This is a genomic window from Halomonas sp. TA22 (genome assembly GCF_013009075.1).
In the GTDB taxonomy this organism is placed as follows: Bacteria; Pseudomonadota; Gammaproteobacteria; order Pseudomonadales; family Halomonadaceae; genus TA22.
Map to the genome: position 1 here is coordinate 1,222,819 of NZ_CP053108.1, position 12,990 is coordinate 1,235,808.

The following is a 12,990-nucleotide window of genomic DNA, read 5'->3' on the forward strand; positions in this document are numbered from 1 at the left end:
GCGCCATGCATGTAATCATCAATCTGTGTGTCATTCCTATCGGGGTGGAAACCTCGCTGTCGCGCTATGTGGCAGCCTGCCAGCGGGTGATCCAGGCCTCGGGGCTCGAATACCAGATGCACGCCAACGGCACCAATATCGAGGGACCCTGGGACGCGGTGATGACCGTGGTCAAACACTGCCATGAGGAGGTACACCGCATGGGAGCGCCGCGCATTTCCACCACCATGACGCTGGGAACGCGCACCGACAGTGAGCAGCGCATGCAGGACAAGGTCGCCAGCGTCGATGCGCTGCTGGGTCAACGAAATGGGTAGTGATGGTTATTTCTTTAGCGCATAAAGGATTTTTTTTAAATATTCTTTTGTTATAAAGTGTCCGCCTTTCATGATCGGGAGAGAGAGCGTGACCATAGCGATATCGGCCACTGGGCCAGGTACTGCGGGAATCGTCAGCCTGGTTGGTGCTGGCCCCGGCGATCCTGAACTGCTGACGCTCAAGGCGCTGAAGCGCTTGCAGGCCGCCGAGGTGGTTCTCCATGATCGCCTGGTCAGTAACGAGATTCTGGCAATGGTCAATCCTGCAGCAAGCCGCTTCTATGTCGGCAAGGCACGCTCCCACCACAGTGTGCCCCAGGAGGGGATCAACCAGGCCCTGGTCGACTGGGCGCGGCAGGGCAAGCGGGTGGTACGCCTCAAGGGCGGTGACCCGTTCATTTTCGGGCGTGGCGGTGAAGAGCTCGAGACCCTGGCCGAGGCGGGCATCGCCTTCGAGGTGATACCCGGCGTGACGGCGGCCTCCGGGTGCGCGGCATACAGCGGTATTCCTCTCACCCATCGTGACCATGCGCAATCGGTACGCTTCATCACCGGTCATTTAAAGAGCGGTAGCTGCGACCTGGATTGGCCCACCCTGTCGCGTCCGGGCCAGACGCTGGTCTTCTACATGGGGCTTGGAAGTGTGGCGCTGATCAGCGAGCATCTGCGTGCGCATGGCCTGGCTGGCGACACCCCGCTGGCGCTGGTGGAGCAGGCCACGACGGCACGCCAGCGTGTGCATGTCGGCACGCTTGCGCAACTGCCCAAGAGCCTGACGAGCGGCGAGATCAAACCACCGACGCTGATCATCGTCGGGCAGGTGGTATCGCTGCAGCGCAAGCTCGCCTGGTTCGACAGCGAGCGTGCTGGCGCCTTGGGGTGGGAGGAGGGTAAGCACTCTTCGCCGCTGGAGAAGTAGAGGAGACTCCCATTGTATAAAGCGGTTGACGTGTTCAGAAGCGATATGAGTGTCGTGCGCCTGCTGGCGATGTGCCTGCTGGCGCTGGCATTGTCCGGGTGCGCCGGGCGCGATGGTGGCCAGCGCGCTGTCACGCAGGGCGGCGGATACGCTGCCAGCGAAGAGGGTCTGGCCTCGTTCTATGCCGACCGCTATCAGGGGCGGCGGACCGCCAGTGGCGAGCGCTTCGATCAGCACTCGCTGACGGCTGCGCATCGCAGCTTGCCCTTCGGCACGCAGGTGCGGGTGACACGGCTTGATAACGGTCGTGAAACCCTGGTGCGTATCAACGACCGTGGCCCCTTCGTCAGAGGACGCGTGATCGACCTGTCGCGCCGCGCCGCGCAGGAGCTGGACATGATCGGCAGTGGTACGGCACCGGTGCGTATCGCTCCCCAACCCTGACGAGAGCTGGCATGGCCTTGCGTCGCACTGACACCATCGCCGAAGTGGCACGCTGGCGCCGCCGCGGCAAGACTCGGCGCGGGCTTCGCCTGCGCAGCTTTCGCCTGCAGGTCATGCTGCTGGTGGGCGCCCTCTTGGCTGGAATGCTGCTTGCTCAGGGGGCCTACCTCAACCATCGCAAGGCCGAACTCATCGCCGATCAGATCGGGCTGCGTGCCCTGGCCGTAGCGCAGAGCGTGGCAAGTATCCCTGAGCTGATCGCGGCCTTCGACAACGACGAACCCGCCGCCGCCATCCAGCCGATTGCCGAGCGCATTCGCCGCGAGACCGGGGCGCGCTACATCGTGGTCGGCAATGACGAGGGCATTCGCTACTCTCATCCGCTGGCCGAGCGGCTGGGGCTGCCCATGGTGGGGGGCGACAATGACCGGGCGCTGCTGGGCGGTGAATCCTACGTATCGGAAGCGACCGGCTCGCTGGGCGAAGCGATTCGCGGCAAGACGCCGGTGTTCGACGCCGACGGCAATATCATCGGAATCGTCTCGGTGGGCTTCATGCTCGACCACGTCGAGCTGGATGTCGCCCAGTACACCAGCCTGAGCTGGATGCTGGTGGCGTTGATGATCGTGCTGGGGTTTGCCGGGGCCTATGGCCTGTCGCGCCACCTCAAGCGTGTGATTCTGGGGCTCGAACCCCATGAGATCGCCCGCCTGGCGATGGAGAAGGAGGCGATCCTGCAGTCGATCCATGAAGGTATCCTGGCGGTCAACCATGAGGGGCGCATCACCTTGGTCAACCAGCAGGGGCGACGCTTTCTCGACCTGCCCGCCGAGCGCGAGGTGCTGGGCGAGCCGGTGCAGGAGGTGGTACCCAATTCGCGCCTGCTCGAAGTGCTCGCAAGCGGCGAGCGCCAGTTCGACCAGCAGATGTGGCTGGGCGATCATCCAGTGGTGGTCAACCGTGTGCCCGTCATGCATGGCAACGAGATCGAGGGGGCGGTGGCGACATTCAGAAGTCGCCGCGAGATCGTCGAACTCTCCAACGCGCTGAGCGAGATCACCCGCGATGTGGACATGCTGCGCGCCCAGGCGCACGAGTTCTCCAACAAGCTCTATACCATTTCCGGGCTGCTACAGCTCAATCGCATACGCGAGGCGCTGGCGCTGATTCATCAGGAGAGCGCCCATCAGCAGGCCCAGATGGCGTTCCTGATGAGCCATGTCGCCGACCCGGTATTGAGCGGCACGCTGCTTGGCAAGCTCACGCGGGCCCGCGAGCTCGGAGTCGAGATGGAGATAGACGAGCAGAGTTCGCTCGATCACCAGCTCACGCCTCACGGGCAGGAGGTGATGATGACGGTCATCGGTAACCTGCTCGACAATGCCTGTTATGCGGCGGTGCAGGGCGCCCTTGGCGAGCAAGGTCATGCGCCGGATCTTTCCGAGCGTAAGCCGCAGGTGCGTCTATTCTTTACCGACCTAGGCGAGCAGTTGCTGATAGAGGTGCAGGACAATGGGCCGGGTGTGCCTGCCCATCAGGTCGAGGCTATCTTTCACGAAGGCTTTTCAACCAAACCGGGCAAGCATCGCGGTATTGGCCTGGCGCTGGTCAGCCGCTTGTGCAGGGAGAATGGGGGCGAGATCACCCTTGAAGAGAGCGAGCTGGGCGGAGCCGGTTTTATCGTGGTGCTCGACAAGACTCTGTGCGAGAGTGAAGTGGGAATAACCGATAACAATACGCCAGTCAGTGAGGGAAGCAGATGAGCGCACCCCTTTATGGAATCCTGATTGTCGAGGACGATTTTCGTATCGCCGACATCAACCGCGCCTTTATCGAGCAGAGCGAGGGTTTTGAAGTGGTCGGCATGGCCAAGACCGGTGCCGAGGCGCTGGCGATTCTCGAACGCGAGGCGCCGCGTATTCAGCTGGTCCTGCTCGATGCCTATATCCCCGATGTCGAGGGGCTCGAACTGCTGTGGGAGATCCGCCGCCGCCATGCCAATCTCGATATCGTCATGATCACCGCAGCCAAGGAGGTCGAGACGATCTCCGAAGCGCTGCGCGGCGGGGTGTTCGATTACCTGATCAAGCCCACCGAGAGCGGGCGCATGGCGCAGATGCTCACCCGCTTTCGGCGCGAGCGGGCGGTACTCGATATCAAGGCCGAGATGAGCCAGGAGGAACTCGACCGCACCCTGGCCCGGCTACGTCCGATCGACGAGCCGGCTACGGCTCAGCGCGGCTCGCTGCCCAAGGGAATCGATCGCCTGACGCTTGAGACGGTGGTCGCGGCACTGGAGCGCGCCGGCCTACCCTCCACGGCGATGCAAGTGTCATGCAGCATCGGGGCCAGCCGCTCCACGGCACGCCGCTATCTCGAGTTTCTGGTGTCGGCAGACGTCGCCCAGGCGGAGCTGGGGTATGGCGACGTGGGTAGGCCGGAGCGGCGCTACCGCCTCAAGCAGCATGCCTCGGCCTGGTTGAAGGAGCCGTCATGATCAGGCTAGGGCGTGAGCACAATGCACAAAATGCCCAAAACACACTTTTTATCGTTTATCGCCATAACATTGTCGGTCAATGTTCGTTCTACTACCGTTCAGCGGCTAGCTCACGCATCAATGATAAATAGAAGCGGCGAATAAGCCGGTGTTCACTGGGTACCTAAGCCAATTGATCCGCTACGAACGCCGTATGCTGCACATAAGGTTCGGCCTTGCGCCTTGCCGATAACAACCATCACCATTTGGGAGAATGCCATGTCCGCTACGTTAACGCGTCCCTTCAAACGCCTATCTTTCCTGGTTCTGCCGCTGGCAGCCGCCGTCGCTTTCGGCAGCACGGCCCAGGCTCAGGAGTGGACACCGACTCGCAATGTCGAGTTCGTCGCACCGGCCAACCCCGGCGGCGGCTGGGACACCCTGGTTCGCACCACATCGCGTGTCATCCAGCAGGAGGGGCTCGCCGAGCGTAGTTTTGCGGCGATCAACGTTCCTGGCGGTGGCGGCGCTGTCGCCTGGGCCCAGATCGCGCGTGACAGTGGCAACCCGCACAAGCTGTTCGCGACCAGTCCGCCGATCATCTTGGTGCCGCTGGCCGGTACGTCGCGTCACGACCATACCGACTTCACCCCAATCGCTCGTCTGATCACCGACTACTCGATCATTCTGGTCCCGGCCGACTCCCCCTATGAGTCGCTCAACGACCTGATCGACGCCATGCGCGAAAATCCCGGCCTGAGCGTCGGTGGTGGCAGCGCTCCGGGATCCATGGATCACATCTCCTTGGCGGGTCTGGCGTCCACTGCCGGCCTGAATGCCGCCGACGTCAACTACATCCCGTTCTCGGGCGGTGGCGAGGCGATGACCAGCCTGATGGGCGGGCATGTCGAAGCGGTGATTACCGGTGCCGGCGAAGCGGCAGGCCAGCTGGGTCAGAACAGCGATATCCGTGCCATTGGTCTTTCCGCGCCGGAACGCCTGGAAGGTCCGCTTGCCGACGTGCCGACCTATGTCGAGCAGGATATCGATTACACCTTCGACATCTGGCGTGGTGTGATGGGTACGCCCGACATGCCGGCTGAGGCGGTGGCCTACTACGAAGACCTCTTCGCCCAGATGCTGGAAACCGAAGGCTGGCAGAGCGCCCGCGATCAGCTTGGCTGGATCGATGCCTATCAGGACAGTGAAACCTTCGGTAACTTCCTGGACGAGCAGAAAGAGCAGTTCAGCGAAGTGCTGAGCGGGCTGGGCCTGCTGGGCGAGTAAGCCAGCGCTTCAGGCACATGAATCAGTAGGTACGACAAGCATGGGCTCCGCTAGCGGGGCCCATGTTCCCCTCGAATGCGACACTGAGCTCTGGATCGTCGATCCACGGCTTGGGGCAGATTCTCATGATACGATTCAACACCAACCAGATCCTTGGGCTGATCATCGCCCTGTTCGCGGCGGCCTATCTGGCGATGGCTTACCAGATTCCCAACTTTCCGTTGCCGCGTCCCGTGGATTCCGACCTGTTCCCTAAAGTGCTGGGCGCTATCCTGCTGGGCCTGGCTTTGCTGCTGTTTCTGGAAAAACCCAAGGCCAAAGACGTTCCCGAGCAGCTCGATCCGGATGAGCAGGCGTTGCCGCTCCTGCTGCGTCCCTGGTCGCGTGTGATCATCACCTCGATTGCGATAGCCTCCTATGCCGTACTGCTTGCGCCGATCGGTTTCGTGGTGGCCTCCACGCTGCTCTGCTTCGGACTGGCGTGGTACTACGGCTATCGACGTCATGGCGTCAACCTGGCGACTTCGCTGGGCGTGGTGCTTGCTCTATACCTCACCATGACCCGGGTCATGGACGTCTATCTACCCTCAGGCATTCTGCCGATCTGATTCGGTAATCGCCCAGGGCACGTCCACCTTCGTACGCCAGCGAGAGATATCCCATGGATGCGTTCAATAACCTGATGTACGGCTTCGGCATCGCGCTGGAGCCAATGAATATCGCCTACGTCTTCTTTGGCGTGTTTGCCGGGACGATCATCGGTATGCTGCCTGGCCTGGGGCCGATCAGCGCCCTGGCGCTGATGATTCCCATCACCTTCGCTATGGAGCCCTCGTCGGGGCTGATCCTGATGGCGGGGGTCTACTACGGTGCCATCTTCGGTGGTTCCACCTCGTCGATCCTGCTCAACGCACCGGGCGTGGCCGGTACCGTGGCCACCTCCTTCGATGGCTACCCCATGGCCAAGCAGGGCCTGGCCGGAAAGGCGCTGGCAATTGCCGCCTATGCCTCTTTCATCGGTGGTACCATCTCGATCGTATTCTTGATGCTGGTAGCCCCGCTGCTCTCCAAGGTCGCGGTGAGCTTCGGTCCTGCGGAGTACTTCGCACTGATGGTGCTGGGGCTGACCGCGGTGGTGAGTCTTTCCGACAAATCGCTGGTCAAGGGGCTTATTGCCGCAGTGGTCGGGGTGATGATCTCGATCATCGGCATCGATCTACAGACCGGCACCGAGCGATTCACCTTCGGCACGGCGCATCTGCTCGATGGCGTCGACTTCCTGGTCGTGGCGCTGGGTATCTTCGCGCTGGCCGAGGTGTTCTACATGCTGCTACGCGGCGGCGGCGGCAAGGAGCCGACGCGCAATGCCATCGGTTCGCTGAAGCTCTCCGGCAGTGAGGTGAGACAGATCGCCGGGCCGATCAGCCGCAGTTCGGTCCTGGGTTTCTTCACCGGCGTGCTGCCTGGTGCAGGCGCGACCATCGGCTCGTTTCTCGGCTATAGCATGGAGAAGCGCATCGCCAAGGATGGGGATACCTTCGGCAAGGGCAACATCAAGGGCGTTGCCGCACCCGAGGCTGCCAACAATGCTGCCTGTACCGGCTCCTTCGTGCCGCTTCTGACGCTGGGCGTGCCGGGTTCCGGGACCACGGCGGTACTGCTGGGCGCGCTACTGGTCATGGGTGTCTCGCCTGGGCCAATGATGCTCGAGCAGCGCCCGGACGTGTTCTGGGGGGTGATTGCCAGTATGTATATCGGCAATATCTTCCTGCTGGTGCTCAACCTGCCGCTGATTCCGTTGATTGCCAAGATCCTCGATATGCCGCGTCCGCTGCTGCTGTCGCTGATCCTGATCTTCTGCATGATCGGTGTCTATGGCATGAGCTTCAGCGTCTTCGACCTGCTGCTGCTGCTCGGCTTCGGCCTGCTCGGCCTGGGCATGCGCCTGTTCGGCTTCCCGACGGCTCCGCTGATCCTGGCGCTAATCCTTGGCGACATCATGGAGGAGTCGATGCGTCGCGCCCTGCAGATTTCCAGAGGCGACTGGATGATCTTCCTCGACAAGCCGATCTCCATGTGGCTGCTGATCATCGCCGCGCTATCGTTGCTTCTGCCGCTGGTCAAGGCGGGTATCCAGAAGGCGCGTCGCTGAGCCTGACTGAGTGGCATTGCCCAAGAAGGCGCCGACACCTGTCGGCGCCTTTTTCATTGCTTAAGCCACTGCCTGAGCGCTGCGGGCGTAGGCGTTAGGCCAAGGTCGGTGTGACATCGCCGGTGGGCTGGTCTAGTATTCAATCGACCGTTTGAATTTGCCGCTGCATGAGCTGGAGAGACACCGATGGCCTACTACCAAGCGCCGCTTCGCGACATGCGCTTTGTCTTGAATGATGTATTCCAGGCGCCACGGCGCTGGGCCGAGATGCCCGAGACCCAGGAGGTAAGCCTGGACATTCTCGATGCGATCCTGGAAGAGGGGGCCAAGGTCACCCAGGCTGAGTTGTTTGTACTCAATGCCAGTGGCGACGCCGAAGGGTGCCGGTTCGACGCAGGTACGGTGACCACGCCCAAGGGCTTCAAGAAGGCGTTTGCCACCCTGGCCGAGGGCGGCTGGCTAGGGCTTGCGGGTAACCCGGAGTATGCAGGCCAGGGCCTGCCGAAGATGCTCACGGTGGCCTTCGAGGAGATGCTCTACGCCACCAACACCAGCTTCGCGCTCTATCCGGCGCTCAACAGCGGCGCGGCACTGCTGCTCGATCACCATGCAAGCGACGCCATCAAGGCATGCTACCTGCCCAGAATGTATACCGGGCAGTGGCTTGGCACCATGTGTCTGACCGAGCCGCACTGCGGCACCGATCTCGGATTGATCAAGACCCGCGCCGAGCCCATGGGCGAGGGCACCTATACCATCACCGGCAACAAGGTATGGATCACCGGTGGTGAGCATGACATGGTCGAGAACATCGTCCATCTGGTGCTCGCCAAGCTGCCCGACGCGCCGGAAGGCTCGCGAGGTATCTCGCTGTTTCTGGTGCCCAAGATCAAGGTCAACGCCGATGGCAGCCTGGGCGAGCGCAATGCGCTCGGCTGCGGTGGTCTCGAGCACAAGATGGGCATCAAGGGTAGCGCTACTTGCGTCATGAATTTCGACGGCGCCGAGGGCGTGCTGATCGGCAAGCCCCACCAGGGCCTTGCCACCATGTTCACGATGATGAATTACGAGCGGCTGTCGATCGGCATCCAGGGGCTCGGGCTCGGCGAGGTGGCCTACCAGAGTGCCATGGACTTTGCTCGCGAGCGGCTGCAGAGCCGGGCACCAAGCGGTGCGGCTGCCCCCGACAAGCCCGCCGATCCCATTTTGGTGCATCCCGATGTGCGGCGCATGGCGCTCAATGTGCGCGCCTGGAACGAGGGCGGGCGTGCCTTCGCCGCGTTCGTCGCCGGTCAGCTCGATATCGCCAAGTATCATCCCGATACCGAGGCGCGTCGCGCCGCCGACGATATGGTGGCGCTGCTGACCCCGGTCGCCAAGTCCTTCCTCACCGATCGTGGCTTCGAAGCCACGGTCGAGGCCCAGCAGATCTATGGTGGTAGCGGCTACTGCGTGGAGTGGGGGGCCGAGCAGTTCGTGCGTGATGCCCGTATCGCGATGATCTATGAAGGCACCAATGGCATCCAGGCGATGGATCTGGTGGGACGCAAGCTGTTTCGCAATGGCGGTGCCTATGTCGAATGCTTCTCCGAGTTGATGCGCGAGGACCTCGAGGGCGAGGTGCCGGCCATCCTGACCGCGTTTCACCAGGCATGTCAGCGGGAGCTGGCGCGGCTCGAGGATGTGACCGCCTGGCTGCTCGATCAAGCCAAGGGGCGCCCGGAGGAGCTCGGTGCGGCAGCAGCGGATTATCTCGATCTAGTGGGTCTTGTCGCCTACGCCTGGATGTGGTGGAAGATGTCGCGCGCCGCCTATCAGGGGCTTGAGGATCGAGGCGAGGCGGGTGAGGCGTTCTATCGTGCCAAGCTGGCGATGGGTCATCACTTCTTGGCGCGTCAGCTGCCACGCAATGAGGCACTGGAGCGCCAGATCATGGCGGGAGCAGAATCGATGATGACACTCGACGAGGAGGCCTTTTATCCAGTTGGCTGATGAATGAGCCTCATGGCAGAACATCGCTCTTGAAAACCGTCCTGAATTGGGCGGTTTTTTTGTATGCACCGATAAAGTGCGTAGACGGACATGGGTGGTGCGTAACGCCATGCGCTTGATTTTTTATGCACCGGAAATGTGCACATGTTAGTGGAAAATTTCCTCTTGGTTGCAAGCAACTATTTGTAATTAAAGTAATTTTAGTGCTGGTGCAAGTCCCTGGCACACGCCTTGCGATAGTGTGGCGACGTGACGAAACGCCAAGTCGACCAAAGCGTCGCCGGAAACCCCGGCAAGCAACGCATAACAAGCATACGCAAGGAGTTACCTGTGATTGCACGCAATTCCAAAAAGCCCCAGGCTCGCCATCTGCTCACCGCACTGCTGTGTGCCGCGGCGTTTGGCACAGGCGCCAACGCCCTGGCTCAGGAAGGCCCCATCAAGGTCGGGGTGCTTCACTCGCTCTCAGGCACCATGGCCATCAGCGAGACGGCGCTCAAGGACACCGTCGAGATGCTGATCCAGCAGCAGAACGAGGCCGGTGGCCTGTTGGGTCGCCAGCTCGAGGCGGTAGTGGTCGACCCGGCATCGAACTGGCCGCTATTTGCCGAGCGCGCCCGCGAGTTGCTCGCCCAGCATGAGGTCGACGTGGTCTTCGGCAACTGGACCTCGGTCTCGCGCAAGGCCGTGCTGCCGGTATTCGAGGAGCTCAATGGCCTGCTCTTTTACCCGGTGCAGTATGAGGGGGAGGAGTCTTCCGAGAACGTCTTCTATACCGGTGCGGCGCCCAACCAGCAAGCGATCCCCGCAGTCGAGTATCTGCTCAACGAAGTTGGTGTGGAGCGCTGGGTGCTAGCCGGCACCGATTACGTCTATCCGCGCACCACCAACCGTATCCTCGAAGCCTTCCTCAAGGAGGAGCATGGCGTTGCCGACGAGGACATCATGATCAACTACACGCCGTTCGGGCACTCCGACTGGCAGAATATCGTCTCCGACATTCGCCGCTTCGGCAGCGAAGGCAAGAAGACCGCAGTGGTCTCGACCATCAATGGCGATGCCAACGTGCCGTTCTATCGCGAGCTTGGCAACCAGGGCGTCGACGCCGCCGATATTCCGGTCATCGCCTTCTCGGTGGGCGAGCAGGAGCTTTCCGGTATCGATACTGGCCCGCTGGTCGGCCACCTGGCGGCCTGGAACTACTTCATGAGCGTCGATACCGACGTCAACTACGACTTCATCGACGCCTGGATCGACTATACCGGCGACGAGGAGGCGGTCACCAATGACCCGATGGAGGCGCACTACATCGGCTTCAACATGTGGGCGGAAGCCGTACGCAAGGCCGGCACCACTGACGTCGACGCGGTCAAGGATGCAATCATCGGTGTCACCGTGCCGAACCTGACCGGTGGCTATGCGGCGATGATGCCCAACCACCACATCACCAAGCCGGTACTGATCGGTGAAGTGCAGGACAACGGCCAGTTCGACATCGTCTGGCAGACGCCCTCCACCGTGGCCGGCGATGCCTGGTCCGACTACCTGCCCGGCTCGCGCGACCTAATGGCCGACTGGCAGGCACCGATGCGCTGCGGCAACTTCAATGTCGCGACCGGCTCTTGCGGTGGCAGCACCGCCGCCGAAGAGGCGGAAGCGGCCCTGGCGGAGTAACCGCACCGCTATACCTCCCCATCACGCAATGAAAATGAGAAATGCGGTAACTGGGCTCGCCGCAGGGCGAGCCCGAGCCCAGCCTTCACGCCACTCGATAGGACATTTCCATGAAGATCCCGATGCCGTGCGTCAAACGCATCGTCACATCATGGCTACTGCTTTGCCTGCTGGCGCTGATGCCAAGCCTGGCGACAGCCCAGCAGGAGGAGCGCGCCCAGGCGCTGCTCGAGGCGCTGGATGTGAGCTCCTTTCCCGCCAAGGGCGAGGCCATCGCCACCATTGCCGCAAGCGAGGACGAACGTGCCCGTGACTGGCTGCAGGCGCTGCTCGACGGACGTCTGCAGCGCGCCGACGATGGGCGTTTCGTCATCGTGCTCGACAACAGCGGTCGCGACTGGCCGGTCGCCGATGCGCTGACCGGCGAGGCGCTTGGCGAGATGTCGCGCCGCGATCTCGAGCGTATCGGCATCAACAATGCGCTGCGCAATCAATTGCGTAGCGTGATTGCCGTGGTCGATCTCTACGCCTCCAACGTCACCCTGCGCCGCGCCTCCGCCGAGCGCTTGCTGGGCGAGATGGATGCCGATCTGGCTGAGCCGGTGGCGGAGTTGATCGAGCAGGAGGAGGATGCCCGCGTCAGGCAGCGCCTGACCCAGGCACTGGCCATGCACCGTCTCGAGCAGGGCGATGTGCTGGCCATCGAGCACCTCGACGGCAGTCTGCACCCCCGCGTGCGGGTAGCGCTCAACCGCGCCACCAACAGCGACGATGCCGAGATTGCCGAGGCGGCACGCTCGGCGCTCAACAACATCGAGCAGAACCTGCGCCTCAACCGCGCCGCCGAGACGCTCTATTTCGGGCTTTCGATGGGCTCGGTCCTGGTGCTGGCGGCGATCGGCCTGGCGATCACCTTCGGTGTGATGGGGGTGATCAACATGGCGCATGGCGAGCTGATCATGCTCGGTGCCTACACCACCTGGGCGATGCAGCAGCTGCTGCCCGGCCAGCCCGGGCTGGCCCTGATCCTGTCGATTCCCGCCGGCTTCCTGGTCGCCGCCCTCGCCGGGGTCGCCATCGAGCGCAGTGTCATTCAGTTTCTCAAGGGGCGGCCGCTGGAGACCCTGCTGGCCACCTTCGGCATCAGCCTGATCCTGCAGCAGCTGGTGCGTACCGGCATCTCACCGCTCAATCGTACGGTGATCACGCCGGAGTGGATGAGCGGCTCGCTGGTGATCAACGATGCGCTGTCGCTGACGCTCAATCGCATGTATGTGCTGGGCTTCGCTCTGGTGGTGTTCGCCGGCCTGCTGCTGATCATGCGCCGTACCCGGCTGGGCCTTGAGGTGCGCGCCGTGACCCAGAACCGCGCCATGGCGCGCTCCATGGGCATTCGTGCCACCCGGGTCGACATCATGACCTTCGCGCTGGGCTCCGGTGTCGCCGGGCTTGCTGGCGTGGCGCTCAGCCAGCTCACCAACGTCGGCCCCAACCTCGGCCAGAACTACATCATCGATTCGTTCATGGTGGTAGTGTTCGGCGGGGTCGGCAACCTATGGGGCACCCTGGTGGCGGGGCTGTCGCTGGGCATCATCAATCAGATCATCGAGCCCTGGGTCGGCGCCGTGCTGGCCAAGATCATGGTGCTCGTGTTCATCATCCTGTTCATTCAGAAGCGCCCCCGCGGACTCTTCCCGCAGAAGGGCCGGGCGGCGGAGGGCTAACCGAC

General features: G+C 62.4%; 11 protein-coding genes. All 11 read left to right on the plus strand.

Translation table 11 applies throughout. The features are described 5' to 3' along the window. Window positions 1-5 precede the first annotated feature (5 nt). Window positions 6-317 (plus strand): MTH1187 family thiamine-binding protein, encoded by a 312-nt coding sequence (locus tag HJD22_RS05665; protein WP_208653784.1) that lies wholly within the window; start codon window positions 6-8, stop codon window positions 315-317. Between the two features lie 88 nt (window positions 318-405). Beyond that, on the plus strand, window positions 406-1,236 hold the full coding sequence (gene cobA, locus HJD22_RS05670) for a uroporphyrinogen-III C-methyltransferase (RefSeq protein WP_248730117.1): 831 nt from the start codon (window positions 406-408) through the stop codon (window positions 1,234-1,236). 12 nt (window positions 1,237-1,248) lie between these two features. Continuing rightward, window positions 1,249-1,680, plus strand: a complete 432-nt coding sequence (locus tag HJD22_RS05675; protein ID WP_340163037.1) for a septal ring lytic transglycosylase RlpA family protein — start codon at window positions 1,249-1,251, stop codon at window positions 1,678-1,680. A gap of 11 nt (window positions 1,681-1,691) precedes the next feature. Beyond that, window positions 1,692-3,443 (plus strand): sensor histidine kinase, encoded by a 1,752-nt coding sequence (locus HJD22_RS05680; protein ID WP_208653786.1) that lies wholly within the window; start codon window positions 1,692-1,694, stop codon window positions 3,441-3,443. Further along, on the plus strand, window positions 3,440-4,177 hold the full coding sequence (locus tag HJD22_RS05685) for a response regulator (protein ID WP_208653787.1): 738 nt from the start codon (window positions 3,440-3,442) through the stop codon (window positions 4,175-4,177). Before HJD22_RS05680 ends, HJD22_RS05685 begins: the two co-directional genes overlap by 4 nt. A 258-nt stretch (window positions 4,178-4,435) precedes the next feature. Further along, window positions 4,436-5,443: a tripartite tricarboxylate transporter substrate binding protein gene (locus HJD22_RS05690; protein WP_208653788.1), complete on the plus strand. Its 1,008-nt coding sequence runs from the start codon at window positions 4,436-4,438 to the stop codon at window positions 5,441-5,443. A 125-nt stretch (window positions 5,444-5,568) separates the two neighbouring features. Further along, entirely contained in the window at window positions 5,569-6,051 is a 483-nt protein-coding gene (locus HJD22_RS05695) for a tripartite tricarboxylate transporter TctB family protein (RefSeq protein ID WP_208653789.1), read from the plus strand. 53 nt (window positions 6,052-6,104) lie between these two features. Next, window positions 6,105-7,595, plus strand: a complete 1,491-nt coding sequence (locus HJD22_RS05700; protein ID WP_208653790.1) for a tripartite tricarboxylate transporter permease — start codon at window positions 6,105-6,107, stop codon at window positions 7,593-7,595. A gap of 186 nt (window positions 7,596-7,781) precedes the next feature. Further along, the gene (locus HJD22_RS05705; protein WP_208653791.1) at window positions 7,782-9,587 is read left to right on the plus strand and encodes an acyl-CoA dehydrogenase C-terminal domain-containing protein; all 1,806 of its coding nucleotides are present in this window, start codon (window positions 7,782-7,784) and stop codon (window positions 9,585-9,587) included. Window positions 9,588-9,968: 381 nt separating this feature from the next. Continuing rightward, on the plus strand, window positions 9,969-11,261 hold the full coding sequence (urtA, locus tag HJD22_RS05710) for an urea ABC transporter substrate-binding protein (protein ID WP_248730131.1): 1,293 nt from the start codon (window positions 9,969-9,971) through the stop codon (window positions 11,259-11,261). Window positions 11,262-11,440: 179 nt separating this feature from the next. Beyond that, window positions 11,441-12,985: an urea ABC transporter permease subunit UrtB gene (urtB, locus tag HJD22_RS05715; RefSeq protein WP_248730132.1), complete on the plus strand. Its 1,545-nt coding sequence runs from the start codon at window positions 11,441-11,443 to the stop codon at window positions 12,983-12,985. Window positions 12,986-12,990 lie beyond the last annotated feature (5 nt).

Excerpts from the sequence above, each read along its gene's own strand:
- HJD22_RS05665 (WP_208653784.1), top strand. The coding sequence starts at position 6 with ATGCATGTAATCATCAATCTGTGTGTCATTCCTATCGGGGTGGAAACC.
- HJD22_RS05680 (WP_208653786.1), top strand. The coding sequence starts at position 1,692 with ATGGCCTTGCGTCGCACTGACACCATCGCCGAAGTGGCACGCTGGCGC.
- HJD22_RS05685 (WP_208653787.1), top strand. The coding sequence starts at position 3,440 with ATGAGCGCACCCCTTTATGGAATCCTGATTGTCGAGGACGATTTTCGT.
- HJD22_RS05690 (WP_208653788.1), top strand. The coding sequence starts at position 4,436 with ATGTCCGCTACGTTAACGCGTCCCTTCAAACGCCTATCTTTCCTGGTT.
- HJD22_RS05695 (WP_208653789.1), top strand. The coding sequence starts at position 5,569 with ATGATACGATTCAACACCAACCAGATCCTTGGGCTGATCATCGCCCTG.
- HJD22_RS05700 (WP_208653790.1), top strand. The coding sequence starts at position 6,105 with ATGGATGCGTTCAATAACCTGATGTACGGCTTCGGCATCGCGCTGGAG.
- HJD22_RS05705 (WP_208653791.1), top strand. The coding sequence starts at position 7,782 with ATGGCCTACTACCAAGCGCCGCTTCGCGACATGCGCTTTGTCTTGAAT.
- urtB (WP_248730132.1), top strand. The coding sequence starts at position 11,441 with ATGCCAAGCCTGGCGACAGCCCAGCAGGAGGAGCGCGCCCAGGCGCTG.